Annotated in this window: 20 protein-coding genes; 12 read left to right on the top strand and 8 right to left on the bottom strand. The window is 69.8% G+C overall.

Annotation, left to right across the window (positions count from 1 at the left end; translation table 11 throughout):
• Nucleotides 1-11: 11 nt before the first annotated feature.
• Entirely contained in the window at nt 12-221 is a 210-nt protein-coding gene (locus ACFQ53_RS05640) for a 2-hydroxymuconate tautomerase (protein ID WP_377856573.1), read from the bottom strand.
• Between the two features lie 102 nt (nt 222-323).
• Here ACFQ53_RS05640 and ACFQ53_RS05635 point away from each other — a divergent pair, with 102 nt between their 5' ends.
• Nucleotides 324-656, top strand: a complete 333-nt coding sequence (locus ACFQ53_RS05635) for a winged helix-turn-helix transcriptional regulator (protein ID WP_377856569.1) — start codon at nt 324-326, stop codon at nt 654-656.
• Nucleotides 657-669: 13 nt separating this feature from the next.
• On the opposite strand, the gene ACFQ53_RS05630 is transcribed toward ACFQ53_RS05635, so the two are convergent.
• Nucleotides 670-1,305, bottom strand: coding sequence for a TetR/AcrR family transcriptional regulator (locus ACFQ53_RS05630; protein ID WP_377856566.1), 636 nt, complete (start codon nt 1,303-1,305; stop codon nt 670-672).
• A 142-nt stretch (nt 1,306-1,447) separates the two neighbouring features.
• On the opposite strand from ACFQ53_RS05630, the gene ACFQ53_RS05625 reads away from it, so the two are divergent.
• The gene (locus ACFQ53_RS05625) at nt 1,448-2,101 is read left to right on the top strand and encodes a hypothetical protein (protein WP_377856563.1); all 654 of its coding nucleotides are present in this window, start codon (nt 1,448-1,450) and stop codon (nt 2,099-2,101) included.
• A 75-nt stretch (nt 2,102-2,176) separates the two neighbouring features.
• Here ACFQ53_RS05625 and ACFQ53_RS05620 read toward each other — a convergent pair whose 3' ends face one another.
• On the bottom strand, nt 2,177-3,715 hold the full coding sequence (locus tag ACFQ53_RS05620) for a GMC family oxidoreductase (protein ID WP_377856560.1): 1,539 nt from the start codon (nt 3,713-3,715) through the stop codon (nt 2,177-2,179).
• A 410-nt stretch (nt 3,716-4,125) separates the two neighbouring features.
• Entirely contained in the window at nt 4,126-6,288 is a 2,163-nt protein-coding gene (locus ACFQ53_RS05615; protein WP_377856699.1) for a substrate-binding domain-containing protein, read from the bottom strand.
• Nucleotides 6,289-6,472: 184 nt separating this feature from the next.
• On the opposite strand from ACFQ53_RS05615, the gene ACFQ53_RS05610 reads away from it, so the two are divergent.
• From ACFQ53_RS05610 to ACFQ53_RS05595, 4 genes are all read left to right on the top strand, one after another.
• Nucleotides 6,473-7,927, top strand: a complete 1,455-nt coding sequence (locus ACFQ53_RS05610; RefSeq protein WP_377856557.1) for an ABC transporter substrate-binding protein — start codon at nt 6,473-6,475, stop codon at nt 7,925-7,927.
• Nucleotides 7,902-8,870, top strand: coding sequence for a carbohydrate ABC transporter permease (locus ACFQ53_RS05605; RefSeq protein WP_377856554.1), 969 nt, complete (start codon nt 7,902-7,904; stop codon nt 8,868-8,870). Before ACFQ53_RS05610 ends, ACFQ53_RS05605 begins: the two co-directional genes overlap by 26 nt.
• Nucleotides 8,867-9,799, top strand: a complete 933-nt coding sequence (locus tag ACFQ53_RS05600) for a carbohydrate ABC transporter permease (RefSeq protein ID WP_377856550.1) — start codon at nt 8,867-8,869, stop codon at nt 9,797-9,799. Before ACFQ53_RS05605 ends, ACFQ53_RS05600 begins: the two co-directional genes overlap by 4 nt.
• A gap of 105 nt (nt 9,800-9,904) precedes the next feature.
• Nucleotides 9,905-11,338: a sulfatase-like hydrolase/transferase gene (locus ACFQ53_RS05595; protein WP_377856547.1), complete on the top strand. Its 1,434-nt coding sequence runs from the start codon at nt 9,905-9,907 to the stop codon at nt 11,336-11,338.
• Nucleotides 11,339-11,403: 65 nt separating this feature from the next.
• On the opposite strand, the gene ACFQ53_RS05590 is transcribed toward ACFQ53_RS05595, so the two are convergent.
• From ACFQ53_RS05590 to ACFQ53_RS05580, 3 genes are all read right to left on the bottom strand, one after another.
• Complete coding sequence (locus ACFQ53_RS05590) at nt 11,404-13,410, bottom strand: hypothetical protein (RefSeq protein ID WP_377856545.1); 2,007 nt, start codon at nt 13,408-13,410, stop codon at nt 11,404-11,406.
• Nucleotides 13,411-13,433: 23 nt separating this feature from the next.
• Nucleotides 13,434-14,450: a hydroxyacid dehydrogenase gene (locus ACFQ53_RS05585; protein ID WP_377856542.1), complete on the bottom strand. Its 1,017-nt coding sequence runs from the start codon at nt 14,448-14,450 to the stop codon at nt 13,434-13,436.
• A gap of 93 nt (nt 14,451-14,543) precedes the next feature.
• Entirely contained in the window at nt 14,544-15,650 is a 1,107-nt protein-coding gene (locus ACFQ53_RS05580) for a LacI family DNA-binding transcriptional regulator (RefSeq protein WP_377856539.1), read from the bottom strand.
• A 151-nt stretch (nt 15,651-15,801) separates the two neighbouring features.
• Here ACFQ53_RS05580 and ACFQ53_RS05575 point away from each other — a divergent pair, with 151 nt between their 5' ends.
• From ACFQ53_RS05575 to ACFQ53_RS05560, 4 genes are all read left to right on the top strand, one after another.
• Complete coding sequence (locus ACFQ53_RS05575) at nt 15,802-16,809, top strand: ABC transporter permease (RefSeq protein WP_377856536.1); 1,008 nt, start codon at nt 15,802-15,804, stop codon at nt 16,807-16,809.
• Nucleotides 16,806-17,690, top strand: coding sequence for a carbohydrate ABC transporter permease (locus tag ACFQ53_RS05570; RefSeq protein WP_377856533.1), 885 nt, complete (start codon nt 16,806-16,808; stop codon nt 17,688-17,690). The genes ACFQ53_RS05575 and ACFQ53_RS05570 overlap by 4 nt, the downstream gene beginning before the upstream one ends.
• 123 nt (nt 17,691-17,813) lie before the next feature.
• Complete coding sequence (locus ACFQ53_RS05565) at nt 17,814-19,520, top strand: extracellular solute-binding protein (RefSeq protein ID WP_377856530.1); 1,707 nt, start codon at nt 17,814-17,816, stop codon at nt 19,518-19,520.
• A gap of 58 nt (nt 19,521-19,578) precedes the next feature.
• Nucleotides 19,579-21,180: a DUF4832 domain-containing protein gene (locus ACFQ53_RS05560; RefSeq protein ID WP_377856527.1), complete on the top strand. Its 1,602-nt coding sequence runs from the start codon at nt 19,579-19,581 to the stop codon at nt 21,178-21,180.
• A gap of 37 nt (nt 21,181-21,217) precedes the next feature.
• On the opposite strand, the gene ACFQ53_RS05555 is transcribed toward ACFQ53_RS05560, so the two are convergent.
• On the bottom strand, nt 21,218-21,859 hold the full coding sequence (locus ACFQ53_RS05555) for a DUF1684 domain-containing protein (RefSeq protein WP_377856524.1): 642 nt from the start codon (nt 21,857-21,859) through the stop codon (nt 21,218-21,220).
• Nucleotides 21,860-22,424: 565 nt separating this feature from the next.
• Between ACFQ53_RS05555 and ACFQ53_RS05550 the strand changes: the two genes are divergently transcribed.
• Together ACFQ53_RS05550 and ACFQ53_RS05545 are read left to right on the top strand one after the other, a co-directional pair.
• Nucleotides 22,425-23,396 (top strand): ABC transporter permease, encoded by a 972-nt coding sequence (locus tag ACFQ53_RS05550; protein WP_377856521.1) that lies wholly within the window; start codon nt 22,425-22,427, stop codon nt 23,394-23,396.
• The gene (locus ACFQ53_RS05545) at nt 23,393-24,358 is read left to right on the top strand and encodes a carbohydrate ABC transporter permease (RefSeq protein WP_377856518.1); all 966 of its coding nucleotides are present in this window, start codon (nt 23,393-23,395) and stop codon (nt 24,356-24,358) included. Before ACFQ53_RS05550 ends, ACFQ53_RS05545 begins: the two co-directional genes overlap by 4 nt.

Below are 24,358 nucleotides of genomic sequence, written 5' to 3'. Positions count from 1 at the left end.
GGGCCGCGCGATCAGTCGTGCTGCATCCTGTCCCGCAGCAGCTCGCCGCCCACGGAGTACTTCGCATCGGAGACCTCGCGGATCAGCACGTGCACGGACTCCGCGGGCGCGCCGGTGCTGGTGACGATGGTGTCGGTGATCCCCGCGGCGATCCTCTGGTACTGCTCCTGGCGGTCTCCGAACATGAGCTCGGGGACGATGTCGAGATGGACGATCGGCATGATGCCTCCTGGTGGTCGGGTGCTGTGTGCACCAGACTGCGCGGAGGACGCGGAACGCGGAAGACGGCACTTTCTTCTCAGGCACCGACCTCGAGGTAGGACATGGACGATCCAGGAGCACCCGGCGACGACTACTGCGGGCAGAGCGTGCGCACCACGATCGGCATGATCGGCGGCAAGTGGACGATGCTCATCCTGTTCGAGCTGCTGCAGAGCGAGCGGCGCTACGCGGACCTGCAGCGCCGTGTCGACGGGATCTCGCAGAAGGTGCTGTCGGAGGAGCTGAAGCGGCTCGTGACCGAAGGGCTCGTGGCGCGCGTTGTCGTCCCCACGACTCCGCCGCAGGTCACCTACAGCATCACCGAGCACGGTCGGAGCCTGGACACGGTGTTCGCGGCGCTCCACGAGTGGGGGCACGGGCACCACGACAGGTGAGGGGGCACGCGCCTCACCCGTCACGGTCCGCGGGGGCGAGGGCGACGTCGGCGGCCGCGAGGAGCGCCTCGGACTCGACCTGCGTGAGGGAATCGACGGCGGGCATCGCACGCTGCAGGGAAAGTCCGTCGAGCACCGTGCCGAGGAAGCGCGCGCGGCGCGGGATGTCCTCTGCGGGTATCGCGCATTCCTCGGCGAGCGCGCGCAGCCACCCCTCCGTGCGGCGCTGACCGTCGCGCTGGGCGGCCAGGTAGGCCTCCCGCACGGACGCAGTCTGCTCTGCAGTGATGAAGGTGCTGGTCATCGTCGCCATCGCCTCGCGGGCCTGCGCGCCCGTGCCGCTGAGGTCCAGCACGTCGAGCAGGCACTGCACGAGGCGGTCCCGAGGGGGCACCGAGCGGTCGCCGATGCTGCTGCGCGGCATCATCCAGTCCAGCACGCGCCGCATGACCTCGTCCCGCAGATCCTGCTGGGTCGGGAAGTGGTGGCGGAGGGAGCCCACGCTCACGCCCGCCCGGGCGGCGACAGCGCGGACGCTGAGGCGCGCCGTCGCACCGTCCTCGCCGAGGATCGCGGCGGCCGCCGCGAGGATCCTCTCCCTCGTGCTCGGCTCCTGCTGGTCGTCCACTGCTCCCCCGCCCTCGCTCATCGTCCGCCCGTCCTCTCGGCCCTGCCGTCGGCCTGCCCCATACCTTCTGCTGATACAGCGTACTAGTACAGCGTGCTAGTTTCGCGTCATGTCCGGCCGATGGGCGAGCCGGCCCGCACCCGAGTGCCGAGGAGGCACCCCGATGTTCGAGCAGTGGCGTCGCCGACGCGCGATCAAGCGGATCGACCCGGGGGACGGCAGTCCCCTCAAGCGGTTCCGCTGGTGGCAGCTGCTGGGGCGGTCGCTGTTCCATCTCGACCTCGAGGACCAGGGCCGCCGCCCCGTGCGATACACGGTGGACGTGCGCCAGTGGAAGACCGACGACAACGGCTACGTGAAAGTGCACCTGTTCCGGGACGGACGCCAGCACGCGGTCGCCCGCGCGCCCGCCGTGTTCCCCGTCGAGGGCGGGGCGATCGAGGTCGCGGTCAGCCAGTTCGGGCTCAAGCGCTGCCACCTCGTCACCGACGACGGCACGGAGCATCAGCTCGTCCCGGACCCACGCTCGGCGGAGGGCCGACGCGCCCGCTTCGAGCGGCGACGCCCCGGCCTGAGCCGCCTGGTCGGCGCGGTCTCGACCGTGGCGCTGCTGGTGGGCGTCGCCCTGCTGCTGCAGCAGATCGCGGTGCCGGTGCTGCGCATCCCGCCGATCGCGGAGCGGATCGGACCCGTCGACCCCCTCGTCGCCCTCCCGCTATGGCTGAACATCGCCCTGGGAGCCGCCGCGGCGGCCGCGAGCACCGAGCGGGCACTGCGCCTGCGGTACCACTGGCTGTTGGATGCGGCGGGGAACTGAGCAGCCCGCCGGGTCGGCGACGGCGCGATGGGCGCGGCCGAGCAGGATGCGTCACCGATCTCCGGAATGGCCGCCTCAGGTGGATTCCTGGATGAACTCGGCTGCCCTTTCGGCGATCATCACCACGGGCGCCTGGAGGTTTCCGCGGGTCACCGTGGGGATCACGGACGCGTCAGCGACGAACAGGTTCTTCACGCCGTGCACGCGGAGAGTCGGGTCGACGACCGTGCCGGGATCGGTGCCGAGACGGCATGTGCCCGCGGGGTGCCATTGGGTGCCCATGGTGCGGACCACCCAGTCCTCGATGTCATCGGATGGACCGGGGTTCAACCGCCCACCGGCGAAGTCCGCCATCGCCGGGCTCGCCATCAGGCGCTCGACGAACCTCACCCCCTCGACAAGGCGCTCGAGATCACTCGGATCGGACAGATAGCGGGGATCGATCTGCGGAGCAGCTGCCGGGTCGTTCGAGGCGAGAGTGACAGCTCCACGGCTCCGCGGGGTCAGCAATCCGAGAGTCACGCTCAGCGCGGGGGTCGAATGAGGGCTCATCGATTCATCGAGTCCGAGCAGGTATGGGAGCAGCTGCCATTCCGCGGCGCCCCCTCCGGGACCGGGCACCATCATGCCGACGGTCGGCAGGGACGCGAGAGGGCCCCGTCGGAGCGTCTCGTAGATGGCACGATTCGAGGGAGTGTCGCTGTCCAGAAGCGTGTTCCCTCTGAGCATCTCCCACGCCAGGATGACGAGCGGGTGATCGTGAAGGTTCTGACCCACCCCGGGCAGGTCCAGCTCCGGCTCGATCCCCCGTTCACGAAGATGATCCGGGGGACCGATGCCGGAGAGCATCAGCAGGTGAGGGCTCCGGAGGGCGCCCGCGCACAGCACGATGCGGTCGGCAGCGATCTCGGTGCCGTCCGAGAGGACCACCGCGCGTGCGAGGTCGGCGTCGTGCACGATCCTGTCGACGCGGACGCCCTGTCGAACCTCGAGGCTCTCCCGGTGGCGCGCCGCCGCGAGATAGCCGTCGACGGGGCCGCTCCGGACACCGTTCTCGGTGTTCGCGGTCACGAGCCCCGCCCCGACGCGCTGGTCCGCATTGAAGTCCTCAGTGAGGGGAAGACCCTGCTCCGCCCCCGCTGCGACGAACGCCAGCAGGGACAGCTCGATGTCGGGCGCCTTCTCCGTGCGTATCCCGCCGGCGCGCTCCGATGTGTCGGCATCAGCTTCTCGGAGGCGTCGGAACACCGGTTCCACATCGCGCCAGCTCCAGTGCGTCGCTCCCGCGGCCGCCCAGGCATCGTAGTCGTCGGGATGCCCTTCGAACCAGGCGAGCAGGTTCACCGACCCGCTTCCGCCGAGACCTCGCCCCGAGGGGATGGCGCTGGTGCGACCGCCCAGCCCCGGTTGAGAGGTCGTCTCGTTCGCATAGAGACGATCAGGCGTGAGTGCGAAGAACGCTGATCCGGGTGTCTGTGTCGCCGCGTCCGGCACGGCCTCCGCAGCCTCCAGGAGCAGGACCGACTGATGCTCGTCCTCGCTGAGCCTCGAGGCCAGCACGCAGCCGGCGGTTCCGGCGCCGACGATGATCGTGTCGTAGTGCTCCGTGGTCATGGGTGGGGCCTTTCCGTTGACGGGTGCGACGGCGGCTGAGTTCATGCCGCAGATGCGGCGATGACGTCGGTGATGGCCTTGTCGATGGTGGGGATGGGATCGGGGTTCCCGATGGATCGGGAGCCGGTCCACGTGGATCTGCGCGTGGGAGGGGCAGTCCGAGAGGACCACGACGGGCTCCCCTCAGGGCATGGCATCGCCGGCACCGCGATCCGGCCCCACGAGGGTCCTCGCCCGTGCGAGCTCGAACGTGATCCTGCTCGATGTGCAGCGATGCATTGAGCGCCAACGCCCGTAAAGTTACGGCCGTTAGCCACGGCTGTCAACGGTTGCACGGCGACCCGCCACGGCGAGCGCGGTGGATGCGGGCGGCGCCGCGGTGAAGACGGGTCGGGCCCAGGAGTCTCCGTTCATCGCAGCTCAACGTCGTCCGAGCGCACCACGACCCCCGCAGTCGACTCGCGCACCACGAGCCGATGAGGGGCGGTGACGTGCTGGCGGGCCGGCGCGGCGGCCCGCTTCTCCGGGGTGCGCTGGCCGTGTCCCGTCACCAGTTCCAGAGCGGCGTCGGCGATGACGTCGAACGCTGGGGCCACGGAGGAGAGGCTGGGCGTGCTGTAGCGCGCGTCCTCCGAGTTGTCGAAGCCGATGATCGCCGCTTCGCCGGGCACATCGTGTCCACGGGATAGCAGGGAGCGCTGCGCGCCGAGCGCCAGCTCGTCATTGAACCCGATGACCGCATCGAAGCGCGAGCCCCGGTCGAGGAGCTCGTGGATCGCATGCTCTCCGCTCTCGCGATCCCAGCGCGGGGCGGGCGCGAGGAGCGCCGGGTCGATCTGCGCACCGTGCATGGTGGCAGCGCGGCGACAGCCGCGGACCCGCGCCTCGGCGACGACGCGATGGGCGAGGCCGAGCAGGACGACCCGGCGTCGCCCCGTGCGGAGCAGGTGCTGCATGGCGGTGCTCGCCGCGTCCGCATTGCTGATCGTGATCTGGGCGACCCGGTGCTGGGGCACCCCCTCCCCCAGGAGCACGAACGGGACCGTCGACGAGGCCCGCCGGATGTCGTCCTCGCGAAGACCGTGCGCCGCGATGATCAGCCCGTCGGCCTGATGACGCGCCATGTCGATCGCCGCGAGCTCGCGCTCGCGCCGTCCGCCCGTGGTCTGGACGAGGATCCCGAGGCCCCGGGCGGCCGCCGTGGCGATGACCTGCTCTGCCAGCTGTGCGAAGTAGCTGAGCCCGAGCTCGGGCAGCGCCAGGACGAACGCACGCGGTCTGCCGGTGCGCAGCTGGCGCGCTGCGGGATGCACCTGGTAGTCGAGCGCGCCGACCGCCTCCTCCACGCGCGCACGCGTCGAGGCGGAGACATGCTTCGCGCCGGTGAGCACATTGGACACGGTCTTCACCGACACGCCTGCTCGAGCGGCGACGTCACTCATGATGGGGCGCCGCGCGACGCGGTCGTCCCCGTGCTCGGTGCTGCCTGCGCCCGAGGCGTCCTGCGGGGCGCGAGCGGTGCGTCGCGTCGGGTCCGCCGACGCGCCCGAGGGAGCCCTCTCCCCGGGTGGCGAGGTCGGCGCCCCTTCTCCTCGGTCCGCACGATGCTCCGCCTCGGCCCCGTTGTCAGCACCGAGCTCCGACCAGACCAGGGCGCCATCGCGGGGCCGTGCGGCACGTACCGCGCGCACGGCCCGCCACAGAGCCGCCCCGGACCGGGATCGGTGCGCGGCCAGGGCGAGCACGTCCAGCACCCTGAGCCACTGCGAGAAGGTGTCCACCGCGGCGATCTCGCCGCCGTCCGTGCCATCGGTCGGCGGCGTGATGCCGGTGCAGACGAGCTGCGCCCCGGATCGCACGAACGCCTCGAGTGCGGCCCGCACCTCGAGATCGGCCGACGGGGCGCACTCGCCCTCGCGACCCGCGCCCGACACGCTCCCCGAGGGGTCCACGAGGCGTTCCGCGTGCTCGCGCACCGCGCGGGGGAGCGCCACCGACGGCGTCGGCGCGGAGGCGGAGGGTCGCGGCGCTCCGCGCTCCGAGCCCCCCGGCGAGAAGGCGAGCACGGCCCGCGGCGGATCGAGGACCAGCCCGACGATGGTTCCGGCGGTGACCGTGAGGCCCGTACGGCCGGGCAGCCGCACCCCGCCGCCGCGCGCCGGGCTCAGGTCGTAGAGGCTCCAGGCCCTCGAGACCGACGAGGCGCTGACGCCCAGCGCCGCCCCGAGCGACCGCGTGGTCCACCGGGAACTCCGCGCTTCCGACGAGGACGGGGGCGGCTCCAGCGTGCGCAGGATGATGTGCCGCGGGTCAGCCACGGGCGGGCGACCTCCCCGTGGACGATCTCCGAGGCAGTCCACTCCTTCCGACACGTACCTCGCCCTCCACCGGATGACGGTTCCGCGGCTGGTCGACTCCATCGTAGCGATCTCAGTATTCGAGAATCCCCGCGCCGCGAGCAGCAGCATTCCTGCCCGCCGCGCGACGGCCGGCGCCGCTCTCCTCACGGCGGACAAGAGCACCTCTTCGTCGCCCGACCGCAGCCCGAGCGGTTTCGCAGGTCCCCGTCCCATCCCTTCCCTTTCCGTCTTCTGTTTCGGTACAGCATTGTTGCACGAATACTGACACATACGTCGTACGCGAGCGTGGCACATAGTGTTTCTGCCTGGCCTTATTCTGCCTCTTGAGCATTGACGGCCCGTTGCGCACCGCATACGGTCCTCGCAGTACACCGATGTACCGGCCCGAGGAGCTGTGATGGAGAGGATTCCCCGACGGGGCGCGCTCGCGCTGTTCGCCGCCGGCGCCGCCCTGACGGCGAGCGGCTGCGCACGATCCTCGACGCGCGGCGGCGTCGCGCATGGCGATGCGGGCTCCCTGCAGTGGTGGGATCACTTCGACCCCCTGAAGTCGGCACTGACCGGACTCTTCGACGAGTTCGAGGGAAGCGCCGGCGTCGCGGTCGAGCGGACGGTCTACAACCCGGACAGCATGGGGCAGGCGCTGCAGCTGGCCGAAGGCAGCGACCAGCTCCCCGACGTGTTCACGAATCTCTTCGGCGCACCCTCCGCGTCCCTGGTCGATCGGGGCACGGTCGCTCCCGTGGAGCTCAGCGACGGGGCGCGCCGCGGGCTCGAGGGCTCGCTGTTCGAGGGAGTGCACACGTTCGACGGGAAGATCTTTACCGTCCCGATCTTCAGCCACCGTCAGAATTCCACCCTGACGTGGGCGAACTCCCGGCTGCTGGAGAAGGCCGGCCACGAACCGGAGGATCTGCCAAGCACCTGGGACGGGTTCCGGACGCTCTGCCGCGATCTCGTGGCCTCCGGAACGGAGCATCCGTGGGTGGCGCCGCTCGCCCACTCGGATCGGATGCAGGAGCATCTGGTGGACCTCGCGCAGTCCGCCGGCCAGAGCCTGGCGATGGTCGGATCCAGCGCAAACGGGATCACCGACGCGAGGACCGGGGACTTCCCCTTCGCGAGCGAGGCCTTCCGCGAAGCGTTCATCTTCCTGCACTCCCTGATCAGGGACGGCTTCATGCTGCCCGCGTCCACGTCTCTGGACGCACGGGAGGCGCGCGTGCGCTGGGCGTCGGGCGAGGCCGCGATCTTCTTCGACGGCCCCTGGAACGCAGGCGTCCTGAACGGCCAGTTCGGCGAGTTCATGAAGGGCGTGCGCGTGTCGGGCCCGCCCTCTCCCGACGGGCGCGGACTCACGGCGCGACCGCCCGCCGAAGGCCAGTTCTGGTGCGCGGGGACGTCGCAGCGCCGCGAGGAGGTCGGCGAGCTGTTCTCGCTGCTGACCCGGCCGGAGTTCGCCGTGGCGCTCGCCGAGAACATGGATCAGCCGCCTGCGGACCCGCACGCCCTGGACAGGGCCGAGGTCCCCGCTCTGTACTCGCGCGCTGTGCGGCTGCTCCAGAAGAACGTGCGCACGGCACCCAGCCCCGTGGTGCGGAACCCCGCCGTGGGCTCCGTGATCGCGGAGATGAACGACATTCGGCCCGACCTCGGTGACATCACCCAGGGGTATCTGGGCGGCGATATCGATGACCTGGGGAAGGAGCTCACGCGCTTCAACGATCGTCTGTCGGCGGAGCGCGACCGGGCGATCGACGTGGTGAACGGCGCCAGCGGAGACGTCTCCGTGGACGACTGGATCTTCGAGGAGTACAGGAGCGGCGATGACTTCGATGTCACGGACTACTGAGCCGCGGGCCGCGAGAGGGGCTCCCCGCAGCGCGGGCGAGGTCGCGGTCACGAAGCGTCGGCGGCCCTCCCTCTGGATCTACGTGTTCCTGGCGCCCACGGTGGTGCTGTTCGGGATGTACACGGTGTGGCCGAGCATCTCGAGCCTGGTGTATTCGACGCTCGAGTGGCGGGGCCTGGGCCTCGAGCGCTCCTTCACCGGCCTCGAGAACTATCGACGTCTGCTGATGGATCCGCTGTTCTGGAAGTCCCTGTGGATCACCCTGCTGATCATCGTGGTCACGGTGCCCCTGAGGGTGGCAGCGGGCCTCCTGCTCGCGCTCGTGCTCAACAATCCTCGGCTGCCTCTCGCGGGTCTTCTGCGCACCGCGTTCTTCGTGCCGGTCGTCGCGACCACGGCGATCGTCGGCATCGTCATGGGCTTCGTGCTGGACCCGTCGGCGGGCCCGATCAACGAGGCGCTCTCGATCATCGGCGCCGGTCCTGTCGACTTCCTCGGCAGTTCGCGGACCTCGCTGTGGGCGGTCATGGGCGTGCACGTCTGGAAGTGGTTGGGCGTCACCCTGATCTATTGGCTCGCCGCGCTGCAGACCGTTCCGCGCGAGCTCCTCGAGGCCGCCGAGACCGACGGAGCGGGGCCCGCCGCACGGTTGCGCCATGTGACTCTGCCGCTGCTGCGTCCCTTCGCGGTGATCATCGTGGTCCTCACCGTCATCGAGACGATGCAGATCTTCGACCTGGTGGTCACGATGACGGGCGGCGGCCCGTTCTTCTCCACCTTGGCCACGGAGGTCTACATCTACGACACGGCGTTCGGCGCGGCCAGGCCCGATCTGGGCTACGCATCGGCCATCGGCGTCGCCTTCGGCGTCCTGACGGTCCTGCTGATGGTCGTGCTCACGCTCGTGATGCGACTGGCACGGCGACGACAGGAGCACAGATGACCACCGCGCAGACACGGGAGCCCTCGCGAGACCTGCACACCCGTGGGGAGCCAGGACGCAGCCGCGGCCGCCCGATCTCGGAGCCAAGGACCCACGGCCGCGGGCGACGACGTATCGGGAGATGGGCGCAGACCCTGGCCCTGGGAGCTCTGGGGCTGCTGTGGATCTATCCGCTGCTGTGGGTGCTGGCAGCCTCGTTCAAGGATTCTCTCGACATCTTCTCGGGAGGCCTGGGGCTGCTTCCTGACTCCTGGCATCCCGAGAACTATCTGCGGGCCTGGCGCGATGCGAACTTCTCCGGGTACATGCTCAACACGGTGCTGATCACCGCCGGCAGCATCGTGCTGGTCGTGGTGCGGTGCGCGATGGCGGGCTACGTGATCGCACGCTTCAGGTTCCTGGGGCGCAGGGTCGTCCTCGCGGTGCTGGTGGCGACCATGTTCATCCCCACCGGACTGTTCGTGGTGCCGGTCGTGGAGCTCAGCGATCTGCTCGGACTGCTGAACACGCGGACCGGCCTGGTGCTCGCGATCGCAGGAGGCGGGAACGTCGCCGCGGTGCTGCTGTACGTCGGCTTCTTCTCGCGGGTCCCGAAGGAGCTCGAGGAGGCGGCGGTGATGGACGGAGCCGGCTTCCTGCGCGTCTTCTTCCGGATCATGCTGCCGCTGTCGGGCCCCGTGACGGCCACGGTGGTGGTGCTGACGTTCCTCTCGAGCTGGAACAACTTCTTCCTGCCGCTGGTGTTCACCTTCAGCACACCCCAGAACCGCACGCTCGCCGTCGGCATGATGGCGTTCCAGGGGACCAACTCCACGGACTGGGCGGGACTGGCCGCCGCCGCGTCGATCTCCCTCGTGCCGATCGTGCTGCTGTTCCTGCTCCTGCAGCGCTACTTCGTCGAGGGGATCGCCGGTGCCGTGAAGAACTGAGCCGCATCACCCCGCTCCTGCGCGAGAAGACCGCGCCCCACTCTCCCTCGCCTCTCGCCGGATCCGATGTCCGCAGCGGCCCGTAACGACAGCCCCGGAGGAACCATGCCCCGCCCCAACATCCTGTTCCTGTGCACCGACCAGCAGCGCTACGACGCGCTCGGCGCCGCGGGCAACGAGCACATCCGCACCCCGCACCTCGACCGTCTCGCCGCGCAGGGCGCGCGGTTCACGAACTGCTACACGCAGTCGCCGATCTGCGCGCCCTCCCGCGGGAGCCTGATGACGGGCCGGTATCCGCGCCACCACAGCCTGTGGGCGAACGGCGTGGACATGGACCCCGGCGAGCAGCTGTTCACCAAGGTCCTCGCCGACGAGGGCTACGACTGCGGGCTCGCCGGGAAGCTGCATCTCGGATCGGCCTTCGACGGTCGGATCGAGCCGCGCCTGGACGACGGGCTGCGTGTGTTCCGCTGGGCGCACGACCCGTATCTGCGCTCGGCCGGGAACGAGTACCACCATTGGCTGCGCCGCACGCATCCGGAGCTGTACGAGAGCGCCGTCGTGAAGCGCGAGAGGTCCATCGACTCCCTGCCGCAGCAGGCGCACTACTCGCACTGGGTCGCCGAGGAGACGATCGAGTTCCTCGGTCACTCGCGCCAGAAGGATCGTCCCTTCTGCTTCATCAGCAACTTCTTCGATCCTCATCACGGGTTCGAGGCGCCCCAGCGCTTCCGGGACCTGTACGACGCCTCTGCGCTGCCGGCGCCCGTGACGATCGAGGACGAGCTCGCGACCAAGCCGCCCATCTATACCCAGGAGTCCGCGAAGTCCTATGCCGGGCACATGCCCGGGTTCGACGACTACTCCCCCGAGGAGCTCCAGGAGATCAAGGCCCAGTACTTCGCGATGGTCTCCCTCGTCGACGAGGAGGTGGGGCGGATCCTCGACGCCCTCGAGCGCGAGGGGCTCGCGGAGGACACCCTGGTGATCTTCACGAGCGACCACGGGGAGATGCTGGGCGATCACCGCATGCTGCTCAAGGGGCCGATGATGTTCGACTGCTCGGTGAGGGTGCCGCTGCTCGCGCGCTGGCCCGGGCGGATCCCGGAAGGGATGGTCGCCGAGGAGCTGGTGGAGTGGATCGACCTGACGCGGACTCTGCTCGCGGCCGCGGGATCGGACGGGCTCCCGCGGGCGCAGGGACGCGACCTCGCACCGTTGTGGTCGGGCGGGGAGTTCGATGATCGCGACTGGGTGCTCTCGGAGTACCGCGACGGCTGCTGGGCGTACGACCCACCCGTGCAGACCACGATGGTCCGACGTGGCACGTGGAAGATCGTCGTGCACCACGGGCGCCCCTCGACCGACCGGGAACGCACCGGGGAGCTCTACGACCTGGCCGCGGATCCGGACGAGCTGCACAACCTGTGGGACGAGGCGTCGGCACGGGAGACACGAGCGGAGATGCAGGCGTTCCTGCTGGACGTGCTGGTGGCGACCGAGGATCGGTCACGGGAGCGGTTGGCGCCGTTCTGAGCGGCGTCGCGGTGCTCTGACCGGAAGGCGTGCAGGCATCCCGGCACGTGCGCGAGCCCCGGGCGTCAGGACCTCACGAACTCCACACCGAGCTCGCCGGAGACCGCAGCCTCGCGCTGGTGCAGCAGCACCCGATGGACACGCGCACCCCAGACCGAGGCGAGTTTCGGGTCGTCCACCGGGAGCGGCTCGACCAACGCCGTGAAGCGCGACGCGTCGTACGTCGCGCGAGCGGCGCCGATCCGCAGCACCGCCGGCGAGCCGGCCGGGACATCGTCGAGGACCCCCGGCTCCTCCGCCGTCATGAGCACGACGGACATCCGTCGCGACGAGTCGAAGCGCCAGGCGTCGTGGATGAGGAGAGAGGGTTCCTGTCGCGGCCGCCCCCGGTCGGCGTCAGCCCCTTCGGGCGATGCCTCGGTCCGCCCCGCTCCTCGACGGAGCGCCACGGTCCGCCGCGCGAGGAGCAGACCCGCCCCCGGCGGATACGCCGCAGCGAGGTCCATCGTCTGCACCGCTGAGCGGCCGTCGTCCGAGAACCTGGTCTCGCGCGCCGAGAACTGCTCGCCGGCGGACTGTTCGACCCCGTCGGGCAGCGGAACCGAGTGGTAGGCGCTGCGCATCGTCCAGATCCCGTATCGGGTCGCCGACTCGAAGGTCTCGCGCCGGTACACGCCGACCCCCACGTCGATCAGCACCGGGGCGCCGTCGAGGGAGGCGATCACGCCCCCGACGTCATTGTGGTTGTGGCTGACATCGTTGTGCCCGCCCTTGGCGGCGACGAACCATCCCGTGATGTCGCCGGCACGTTCACGGGCGACGCTCACCTCGGTGCCCGGTGCGTACCAGGACGCGGGCATGCCCGGTGCCGCGTCCCCCTCGGCCCACCCGGGATCGCGGAGCTCGGCGAGGTTGCGGCGGAACTGCGCCGCGATCTGCTCCGGGAGACGGTACGGCTGACGTCGCCCCATCCAGCGGCCGTGCCGGGCGACCTGCTCGTCGCCGACGAGCTCGCCGAAGCGCGTGAGCAGATGCCAGGACGCGTTGGGCGGGAGGCCGGCGGCGCCATCCGAATAGTTGACCTGCGATTCCGCTCCGATCTGCATCGTCATGGGAAACCTGCACATGGCGGGGATCGGATCCACGAGGAGACCGTCGATCGCCCCGTCGCTGATCTCCCGCAGGAGGTCCAGCGCCTCGAAGAGAGTCGCCCCCGCCCACCACCAGTATGTGGCGCCCTCGTCGCAGGACCCGTCGGGCGCGTACCCGGCCCGGAACCGGTCGAGGATCTCGAGGGCGCGTCCGACGTCCTGCGCGAGCTCGTCTGCCGACGGCTCCACCACGGCGGCGCAGGTCAGCACGTTGGAGACGATCCAGGGAGCCCAGTTGTTCGGGGTGCCCTCCAGCCCGTGCCAGAAGTACGTCTCGGCACGCCACGGATCCAGGACGCGGCGGCGGATCTCGTGATGCACTCGTGCGCGCAGCCCGGGGTACCTGCTCTCCAGATGATCTCCGGCGAACGTATCCACAGCGGCGAGCATGCCGCCGATGTACCCATCGGACAGGTCCAGGATGTCGCGACCGGGCTCCGGCAGCGCGGGTCTCTCCCCCGATTCCGGCAGCGCGTAGTGCGAGGGAAGGCACCATGCGCTCAGCTCGCACAGTCGCCAGATCGCGTCGGCGCACGAGGACGCCCAGCGGTCATCTCCCGTGACCGCGAGCGCCAGCGCGGAGCCGCCGACCGTGCCGAGGAGCGAGCGCTGCGCGTGCTCGTACGGGGCGCGCTCGCCCGTGACCGCGTAGTGGTTCCACAGCCCCAGGGTGGGGCCCTGTGCGGCCAGCCGCTCCTCGAAGGCCAGAGCGCCCTCCACCACGATGTCCCGATCCTCCGCGGTGACGATCGACCATGCCTCGCGGTCCTCGACGGGCTGGGCCGCGCGCCATGTCCGCGGGCGCAGCGCCGCGCCGGCGCCCGGGGTGAGCAGTGCATGCAGAGCCGTCGGGCTCGTCGGGCTCGTCGGGCTCGTCGGGCTCGTCGGGCTCGTCGGGCTCGTCGGGCTCGTCGGGGGCATGGTCTCTCCTGGGGGTGATGCGCTCAGGCGCGCAGGGCGAAGGTCGTCTGGTCGATGGCGCATCGGAAGGCGCCGGACGCCGCGAAGGCGATCGCCTCGTCGACGGCGTGCGCCGAGAGGCGCCCCAGCTCCGTGCCGATCGACCCCGCGATGTGCGGGGTGAGGAACGTGTTGGGGGCGCCTCGCAGACGGCTGTCCCGGGGCAGGGGCTCCTCGGAGGCGACGTCGAGGAGCGCCACCAGGTCCCCGCGCTCGAGCCGCTCGACGAGCGCCTCCTGGTCCAGCAGATCACCGCGGGCCGTGTTGATCAGGGTGGCGCCCGGCCGCAGACTCCCGATCAGCGTCCGGTCGATCATGCCGCGCGTGCTGGGGAGCGATGGCGCGTGGAGGGACAGGATCTCGCTGCGTGCGACGAGCTCGGGCAGGTCCAGGAGCTGCGCTCCCAGCTCCGCCGCCTCGGCGGGCCGGACGGTGGGATCGTGCAGGAGCACGTCGAGGTCGAGGCCGCGCAGCCTGTCGATCACGAGACGGCCGATGGTGGAGGCGCCGACGATCCCGACGGTGCGGCCGCGGATCCCGACGGCGGGCCAGGCCGTCTCGAGGTCCGCGTCGACCGCTCCGTCGCGCACCCTGTCCGCCGCCCAGAACGCGCGCTTGGCGGCGAGGGTGATCAGCGCGAGGGTGAACTCGGCGACGGGGACGGCGTTGGCCGACGCGGCCGAGCTCACGGCGATGCCCCGGTCGTAGACGATCGGGTCGACAACAGGTCGCACGGTGCCCGCGGAATGCGCGATGGCCCGGAGGTTCGGCAGCAGCTCGAGCGTCCGGGCGTCGATCCGCGGCGTGCCCCAACCGGTGATGAGCAGCTCGAGACGTCCGAGCAGCCGTCGGTCGGCCCCGGAGCGGGGATCCAGCGGGGAGTCGGCGAGGAGATCCACCGCCGGGTCGGACTCCAGTCGACGGAGGTCGACCTGGCCGAAGACGCGGCGGAAGCTCGGCTCCGGCATCATGAATCCGGTGGGCGTCCTGGATCGGACCATCGGTGTCCTCCTCTGGCTCGCCGACCGCGCCATCACAGCGGGCCGCGCCGACCCCTGTCAACGCGGAACGTTCACACGAACATTTTTCGCACATCACCGCGGTGCGCCGGACGAGCTCCTCACGCTGAGCTGCGGCCGCAGCGTCACGTGGCGGCTCGCGCGCACGGTGTCCGTGCTCGCGAGCCGGTCGAAGGCCATGCTCGCGGCGAGCGCGCCGATGTCCCTGCTGGGCCGCGTCACCGCGGTGAGCGGGACCTCCGCGAGCTCGGCGACCTGATCGTCGTAGGCGACGATCGACAGGTCCCCGGGCACCTGGATGCCGCTCGCGACGGCCACGCCCGTGAGGTCCACCGCGAGGTGGTCGGAGTGGACCACGAGCGCGGTGACGCCGTCGGCGAGCGCGCGCCCGAGCAGCCCCTGCAGCGCGTCGCCCGTGCTGTCCGTCTCCCCCACCTCGATCACATCCGTCCTCGCGTCGAGTCCCAGCCGGCGCACCGCACGATCCAGGCCCAGGCGCAGGAACGGCGTGGTCGGGGTGTCGTAGGCGAGCACGCGCAGCCGTTCGTGCCCGAGCTCCACGAGGTGCTTGACGGCCATCACCATCCCCGCCGCGTGATCCGTGCGCACGGACTCGAGGGCATCGCCGATCGGCGCCTCCTCGACGGATCGCTCCACCAGCACCACGGGGATGGTCAGCTCGGCGAGGCGGGCGAGCACCTCGAAGGAGTCCGCGACCGTGGTGGTCACCAGGAGGGCGTCGACGCCACCGGCGAGGAGCCGCTCGATCTGATGGCTCTCCCGCTCTCGCTCGTACCGGCTCACGCCGAGCACGACACGGCCGCCCAGGGCGCGCGCCCGCTGGGCCGCGCTCTCGACGATCGGCGGGAAGTGGTAGCTCGGATCGGGACTGACCTGCCCGAGCGTGAACAGGGGTGCCGCCGGCTGACGAGGGTCGGAGACAGTGCGCGCGGCGGGCCGATGACGCACGGCCCCGTGCGGAGCGGTGTCCGCAGCAGGCGTGTCCACGGACTCCGCGCCACCGTGGACGCGCCGCACCCGGCCGGCGTCCGCGAGCTCGCGCAAGTCCCGGCGCACGGTCATCGGGGACACCCCGGTGCGGGCCGCGAAGTCGGCGGCTGAGAGGCTGCCGTGCAGACGGAGCTCGGCCAGGATCCGCTGCTGCCGTTCATGAACGCCCATCGGACCTCCGGTGTTCGTTTAACGTTCGAGTGATCAGTTCTTCTTGACCGTCATCATGCCATCTGCGGATGCTGTGCAGGCAGTCGAGAGCCCGCGACGAGGCGTGCAGATCTCTCGATCGCCTTACCCGTTCGTGTGCGAAGGAGCCACCGTGAACGTCATCTCGACCAGTCGCCCGGCTCCGTCCGTGCAGGGCACCACGCCGGAGCGGACCGACGACTATGCGGCCGCCGCTCCCGTGCACCGGAGCCTGCCGTTCGGTGCCCGTTGGCAGCGCGACTATCCGCTCGCGCTCATGGTGGTGCCCGCGCTGGTGCTGCTGCTGCTGTTCGTGTACGCGCCGCTGGTGGGCAACGTCATCGCGTTCATGGACTACCAGCCCTACATCCCGATCACGCAGAGTCCGTGGGTGGGCCTGCGCAACTTCACGCAGCTGTTCGAGGACCCGTCGTTCTGGACCGCCGTGCTGAACACCCTGGAGATCACCGCGGTGCAGCTGGTGCTGTTCTTCCCGGTCCCGATCGCGCTGGCCCTGCTCATCCATTCGCTCGCCTGGCCATGGCTGAGGGCGACGCTGCAATCCGTGCTGTACCTGCCGCACTTCCTGTCCTGGGTGATCGTGGTCGGCTTCTTCCAGCAGAGCCTCGGCGCCGGCGGGGTGCTCAACACCTGGCTGCGCCACCTGGACCTCGGGACGCTGAACGTCATGGCCGATCCCGACAGCTTCGTGCTGCTGATCTCCTCGCAGGTGGTGTGGAAGGACGCCGGCTGGGGCGCGATCATCTTCCTCGCCGCCCTGGCCGCGATCGACGACTCGCTCTACGAGGCCGCCGCGATCGACGGTGCCGGGGCCTGGAGCCGCTTCTGGCACGTGACCCTGCCGGGGATACGGCCCATCATCGTGCTGCTGCTGATCCTGCGGCTCGGGGACGCCCTGAACGTGGGCTTCGAGCAGATCCTGCTGCAGCGCAACGCCGTGGGCCCGGCCGCTGGCGAGGTGATCGACACCTACGTCTACTACCACGGGGTGCTCGATGCGAACTGGTCCACCGGGATCGCCGCGGGGCTCATGAAGGGGCTCGTCGGACTGGTTCTGATCCTCGCGGCCAACAAAGCCGCCCACATGCTCGGCGAGCAGGGAGTGTACGCGAAGTCATGAGCACCATCTCTCGTCCCGCATGGGCGGGGAAGCCGCAGCCCGTGGCCCTCGCCCTCAAGGCCCTGACCATCATCCTGATCCTCGCGGTGATCCTCTTCCCGTTCCTCATCGTCATCTCCACGAGCCTCTCCACCGCGGAGGACGTCACAGCTGCCGGCGGCTACGTGGTGTGGCCGCGATCCCTCAGCCTCGAGGCGTACCGCCAAGTGCTCAGCGGCGGCATCGTCACCCGTGCGCTCCTGATCACCGCGGGCGTCACCGCCGTGGGCACGGCCCTGTCCGTGGTCGTGACGGTGCTCGCCGCCTGGGGACTGAGCCGCCGCACCTTCTTCCAGGGCCCCGTGCTGATGACCGTGATGCTCACGTTCCTCTTCGCCCCCAGCATGATCCCGCTGTACCTCGTGGTGAAGCAGCTGGGTCTGCTCAACAACCTGTGGTCGCTGATCCTCCCCGGCGCGTTCAGCGTGTTCAACATGGTGGTGGTGCGCGGATTCATGATGGGCATCCCTCAGGAGCTCGTCGACTCCGCCAAGATCGACGGCGCCGGCGAGCTGCGCATCCTGCGTCAGATCATCGTGCCGCTCTCCCGCGCGGTGATCGCGGTCGTGGCCCTGTTCTACGCCGTCGGTTACTGGAACGCGTTCTTCAACGCGATGCTCTACATCGACGACACGTCGAAGTGGACCCTCCAGCTGGTCCTGCGCTCCTACGTGCTGCAGGGCTCCTCGCTCGTGGGCACCTCCACCGACTCCATCGCCCCGCCAGCGCAGTCCGTGCAGATGGCCGTGGTGATGATCGCGATCGTGCCGATCCTGATGGTGTACCCGTTCGTGCAGCGCCACCTGACCAAGGGCGTGCTCACCGGCGCGGTGAAGGGCTGACCCGCTCCCCGCTCTGTCCCTGTCGCCGCTCCCTCTCCTCGCCCTCGGCCGGGCCCGTCCACCGACGCCCGTCCACCGTGCCGTATCCCGTCCGCTGTGCCCCGTGATCACGAAGGAGTCGTCATGTCCCGCAAGCCCACCGCGCCCCGTCCCGCCGCCCCGTATCCCGCCCCGCACCCCGCCTCGTCGGGCCTCCGCCGCAGGAGCCTGCTCTCCGGTGCGGGTCTGGGCGTCGCGGGGATCGCGGGGGCCTCCGCCCTCGCCGGCTGCGGCGGCTCCGCCGGCGGCGCGGGATCACCGGCCTCCATCAGCAAGGATCTCGCGGAGCTCCCGACCTACACGGCGATCACCAAGGGGCCGAAGCCCGACCTGCCCGGGTCCGACATCGTGCAGCCCGCCTACTTCGCCCCGCCGCAGACGGAGGACCTCTGGCGTTCGGTCGATGACGAGCACATGCCGCAGGCGTCGGATCCGGTCTCCGCGTTCATCATCTCGTACTCCACTCCCCCGCCCAGCAACAATCCGTTCCTCGACGAGGTCGACGAGCGCCTGGGCACGGATCTGGACCTGCGGATCACGTCCTCGGAGACCTTCTCCCAGAAGTTCGCCACCGTGGTCGCGGGCGGTGACGTGCCGGACATGGTGGAGTTCATCGCGTTCGACCTCCCGGCCAACTACCCCCAGCTGCTCGACGCCCAGTTCGCCGACCTCACCGAGCTCCTCTCGGGCGACGCGATCGCGGACTACCCGAACCTCGCCAACGTCCCGTCGATCTCGTGGGAGAACTGCCGGGTCAACGGAAAGATCTTCGGCACGCCCGTGCACCGGCCCGCCTTCGGGTCGATCATGGTCTCCCGCCCGGACCTCTTCGAGGAGATCCTGGGCGAGGAGCCCGCTCCCGACTCCGAGGACGAGTTCACGGCGATGCTCACCGAGGTCACCGACTCCACGGCGGGCCGCTACGCGATGACCGGCCAGAGCGCCGGATCCGCGGTCGACTGGGGCTGGGACTTCCTGGGCGCCATGTTCGGGGTGCCCAACGGGTGGGGGCTCCAGGACGACGCGCTCGTGCACAAGTTCGAGACCGACGCATGGTTCGAGACCCTCGAGTACATCAAGAAGCTCTGGGATCTGGGGGTGTACCACCCGGACACGCCCTCGACCTCGGGCTCGCAGGCCAAGGCGTACCTGGCAGCCGGAACGGTGCTCCTGCACCAGGACGGCATCTCCGCCCTGCTCGACAAGACCTCCCCGAAGGCCCCGTACGACGCCATCGTCCCCTTCGCGGCCGACGGCGGCGCCGGGATCATGTACCAGGGCAGTTCACTGTTCTCCTTCACCGCGCTGAAGAAGGCGGAGGACGACCGGCTCGTCGAGCAGCTGAAGATCCTCAACTACCTGGCGGCTCCCTTCGGCTCCGAGGAGAACTTCTTCCTCACCTACGGCACCGAGGGCGAGCACCATACGCGCGCGGCGGACGGCTCGGTCTCGCTCACGGAGGCGGGCACCGCCCAGATCACGCCCTCCGCCGTCAGCTACCTCTCCGCGCCGCCGCAGGTGCTGTTCTCCGCCGTGCCCCTCGAGGATCGCCTCACGCGCGATCACACCTGGCAGTCCGCCACCGAGTCCATGCTCCTCAAGAGCGCAGTGGCCGGTCTGTACTCGCCGACGTCCTCGAAGGCGAGCTCCGCGGAGGGCGACGTCCTCACCGCGGCCACCGAATACGTGCTGGGTCGCGCAGCGCTGAAACCGGTCCACACCGCCGTCGAGAGCTGGAAGTCCGGTTTCGGGGACACCATGCGCGAGGAGTACACCGAACAGCTCGACTGACCCCGCCGGCGCCGCCGGCCCACGAACACCACCCGCAGCTCTCGACGAGGAGATCACGATGGACCATCCGAGAACCCCCGCTCCCGACGCACGTTCCACCACCTCGCCCCCGACCCGCAGGAGCGTCCTGGGCGCAGCCGTGGCGACCACCGCCGCCGTCACGGGCTCCCTGGGCGCGACCAGCGCATCGGCTGATGGACGCCCCGCCCCCGCCGGCGCCGGCACGGGCCCTCGCGGCGCCGTCACCCATCGTCCTCCGGCCGACACCACCTCCGTGCTGCGCAATCCGCTGACCGGATGGGTGCTGTATGGGACGGGGGACCCTGACGACGACTACTGGTCGAACTACGACGCCCTCGTCGTCCCCGGGCGCGAGGACACCGTGCGTGTCGCGGACTACGCGCACACGCTGTACTTCCGCCTCGCCTGGACGGTGCTGAACCCCGAGGAGGGCGTCTACGGCTGGGACGTGCACGAAGGGCTGCGCACGATGATCGAGGGCGCGGAGGCCCGCGGCATGCGACTCGCCTTCCGCGTGGTCGTGGACAGCCGTGACAAATCCAGCGACTTCACGCCGCCGTACGTCCGCGCGGCCGGCGCGCAGGGGTACGAGACCCAGACCGGTTCGACGACCGTGTGGTCCCCCTACCCGGACGACCCCGTGTTCCAGGAGAAGTACGGGACGTTCGTGCGCGCACTCGGCGAGCGCTTCGACGACCCGTCCGTCGTCGACTTCGTCGACGGCTACGGGCTGGGCAAGTGGGGCGAGGGCCACTCGATGCGGTACCTGGACGACTCGAACCGGGAGTCCGTCTTCCACTGGAGCATCGACCTGTACTCCGAGGTCTTCGCGCGGGTTCCGCTCGCCATCAACTACCACCGCATGATCGGGGGCACGAAGGACTGGGGCGATCCGGATCCCGGGAGCGCCGCGCTCCTCGAGTACGCGATCAGCAAGGGATACATGCTCCGGCACGACGCCTTCGGGATGACGACGTACTACGGGCAGTGGGAGCGGGACTTCGTCTCCCCCTGGATCGGGAAGCTGCCCATCATGTTCGAGGGCGGCTGGGTGACCCAGTCCCACAGCTTCTGGGACGACCCCCGCGGCTACGAGACCGTCGAGGACGTGCGTCGCGGCGAGTACGAGGACGCGATCGAGGCGCACGTGAACACCATGGACTTCCGGATCAACGAGACCGCCTCCTGGTTCGAGGACGTGCCCGAGCTGGTGGACGACTTCATCGCGCACGGCGGGTACCGGCTGCAGCCGACGGAGGCCACGGTGCCGAGCAGCGTCCGGCGTCGGCAGCGCACGTCGATCTCCCACACGTGGGCGAACCTGGGGTGGGGTGTGTTCCCCGCCGGACTCCCGCAGTGGGAGGGCAAGTACAAGGTGGCCTTCGCGCTGCTGGACGCGGACCATCGGGCCGTCGAGCTCTTCGTGGACGAGTCCGCTCATCCCGAGACGTGGACGCAGGGCGAGACCTACGAGCACTCACTCGACGTGACCGTGCGGGAGCGCCCTGGCGAGCACGCGAGCTGGGGCGTCGCCATCATCGACACCCACGCGAAGAACCTCCCGGCGATCCAGCTCGCGGCGGAGGGAGAGCGCACCGACGAGGGCTGGCTGCTCCTCGGGGGCTGCAGCGTGCGGTGACCGTCGAGATGCGGGCACTGATCGCGCAGAGGCGGGCTCAGTGCGCCGGGTGCAGCTCGCCGACGGGGACGACGTCGGCGAGGGTGTTGCCGGGCGGTGCCAGCGGGCACGCCCACATCGGGTCGTACGCGCACGACGGGTTGAACGCGAAGTTGAGGTCGAGCACGAGGTCGTCGCCGTCGCCGAGGTCGGCGCCCTTGATCGTGTCGATGAGGTAGCGACCGCCGCCGTAGGTCGTACTTCCGGCTCCGGCGTCCTTGACCGGGACGAACACGCCTCCGCCGTAGCCGGTGTGGGACCACACATCGAGGGTCCCTCGGTCCGCGAGCCGGACGATCCCGAGGCGCTCGAAGCCCACGACCCCGTCGGTGCCGGTGGTGACCGCGAAGGACTGCGGCGGCGCGGCTTCGATCCGGGCGCGGAACCGCCAGCGGGGGTCGTAGTCGGCTACAGGGAGGCCGCGGAAGGTGGCGGCAGCCTCGGGCAGGAGCGGGGATGCGGGGTGGTGCGCGAACAGGCGATCGCGCTCGGCGCGCCAGAGCCAGTGCCCCGTCTCGGGGTCGGCGGCCTCGCGCACGCGGCGATAGAGGTCGAAGACTGTGCGCCGCCAGTCGACGGTCGCGAGGATGTCCGCGGAATCGGTCCGGTGGAGATCGGTGTGCTCCGGTGTTGGTGTCAACGCGACGCTCCTTCCTCAGTCACTGCGCCGCCGATGCGAAACGGCGTGCCCGGGTGCCGGGAGCCGGCGTATCGGCTCAATCCACTCAGGCTCCCGGACGCGCTCGGGAGGCCGTCTGTGCCGCAGCAGGTTCCGAACTTACCGCAGCCGTTGACGTGCGCGGGACGGACAGCACCTCGTTGCAGATCGCCGCACAGCATCCGCGTGGGCCGTATGCGACGCACGGGGCTTCCCGCACGAAGATTGCGCGTCCGCCGACGCCCCTACCGCGACGCACCTTGCACGATCGCACCACGTCCCCTCGCCCGCGACAACCCGCGGCAACATCGTTTCCGCCCCAGCATTCCCACGTAGGAATTTCTGTAGTCGCGCGAACGGACAGCTGTCCGGGTCCATCATCCGATCCGCTTCCTCCCCTGCTGACCGGCGATCGGCGCACCCGAAGCTCCACGCAGCCGTGGAGTCGGCGCCGCGCCCCCGGCTCAGGTATCGAAGCGCTCGCCTCCCTGCGGCATCACCTGATCCGGGACCCCGACGACGAAGTCACTGAAGGAGGACGTCCACGATGGCCGTCACCGACATGAAGTCACCACCGACAACCGCCTCACCACCGACCAGGCGCCCACGGCCCTCGCTGCTGCGGCGCATCCTGCGCGACCGCACCGTGCTGCTGCTGGCGCTGCCGGGCATGCTCCTGCTGATCGGGTTCCAGTACTTCCCGCTGCTGGGGAACGTCATCGCCTTCCAGGACTTCCAGCCCTACCTGGGCACCGACGAGAGCCTGTGGAACGGCCTGGACAACTTCCGCATCCTCGTCACCGGGGACCCGGCGTTCCTCAACGCGCTGCGCAACACGCTGATCCTGACGCTGATCCAGTCGGTGATGATCTTCCCGGTGCCGATCGTGCTGGCGCTGATGGTCAACAGCCTGATGTCCGAGAAGCTCCGCCAGGGCGTCATGTCGGTGCTGTACCTGCCGCACTTCCTGTCCTGGGTGATCGTGGTCGCGGTGTTCCAGCAGATGCTGGGCGGCTCGGGCATGGTCAACAACCTGCTCCGCTCCAACGGCCTGCCCACCTTCGACGTGATCGGCAACGCCGACCTGTTCAAGGTGCTGCTGACCTCTCAGGTCATCTGGAAGGACACCGGCTGGGCGGCGATCCTGTTCATCGCCGTGCTGGCAGGGATCGACAGGTCGCTGTACGAAGCGGCGGCCGTCGACGGCGCCTCGCGCTTCCAGCAGACCCTCAACGTCACTCTGCCGGGCCTGCGCCCCATCGTGATCCTGCTGTTCATCCTCCAGCTGGGCAACTCTCTCAGCGTCGGCTTCGAGCAGATCATCCTGCAGCAGCAGGCCGTCGGGATCGACGCCAGCGAGGTGCTCGACACCTATGTGTTCAACGAGGGCATCGCCGGCGGCCAATGGGGAACCGCGGCCGCCGTCGGCCTGGTCAAGAGCGTGATCGGACTGATCCTCGTCCTCGCCGCGAACAAGATCGCCCACGCCATGGGCGAGGAAGGGGTCTACAGGGCATGAGCACCACGACCGAGAACCCTCAGGACACCGCCCCCGGCGCGTCCGGGCCGGAGCGGTCCACCGCAGCCGATGCACGCCGGCGGCGGAGGAACCTCAACGCCGCCGGGCCCGTCGAGAAGTCGACGAAGACGATCGTCCTGGTCATCGCCTGCGCACTGGTGATCGTCCCCTTCATCGGCATCGTCGCGACCTCCATCGCCCCCGCGGATCAGGTCACGGACTCCGGCGGGTTCGTGCTGTTCCCCCGCGAGATCGACCTGACCGCCTACCGCTCGATCCTCTCGGGCGGAGTGGTCTCCCGAGCCCTGCTGGTCTCGATCGGCATCACTGCGGTCGGCACGTTCCTCAGCCTGCTGATCACCGCGATGCTCGCCTGGGCGCTCTCGCGCCGCGGCACCGTCGCGAACCGCCCGATGCTGCTGCTGGTGCTGTTCAGCCTGCTGTTCTCCCCCGGACTGATCCCGACCTATCTGGCCGTGCGCCAGTTCGGTCTGATCGATTCCTACTGGTCGCTGATCATCCCGACCGCGGTCAGCGGGTTCAACGTGATCGTGGTGCGCAGCTTCTTCGTCAGCCTGCCCGACGAGATCCTCGACGCCGCGAAGGTCGACGGCGCCAGCGAATGGCAGATCTTCCGCCGCATCGGGATCCCGCTCTCCCGTGCCGCACTGGCAGTGATCGGGCTGTTCTACGGCGTGAACTACTGGAACGCGTTCTTCAGCGCGCTGCTGTACATCAACGACGCCGCGAAGTGGCCGCTGCAGATGGTGCTGCGCACCTACGTCGTCAACGGCGCGCAGATGGGCACCTCCGAGCTCGGCACCGCCGTGGAGGCGGCACCCCCGCAGGAGACCATCCAAATGGCCATCCTCGTCATCTCCATCGTGCCGATCCTCATCGTCTACCCGTTCCTGCAGCGGCACTTCTCCAAGGGCGTGCTGACGGGCGCGGTGAAAGGCTGA

This window comes from Brachybacterium sp. NPDC056505 (assembly GCF_042794925.1).
In the GTDB taxonomy this organism is placed as follows: domain Bacteria; phylum Actinomycetota; class Actinomycetes; order Actinomycetales; family Dermabacteraceae; genus Brachybacterium; species Brachybacterium kimchii.
The sequence above is the reverse complement of the archived record's forward strand: the minus strand, read 5'-3'. Positions and strand labels throughout refer to the sequence as shown.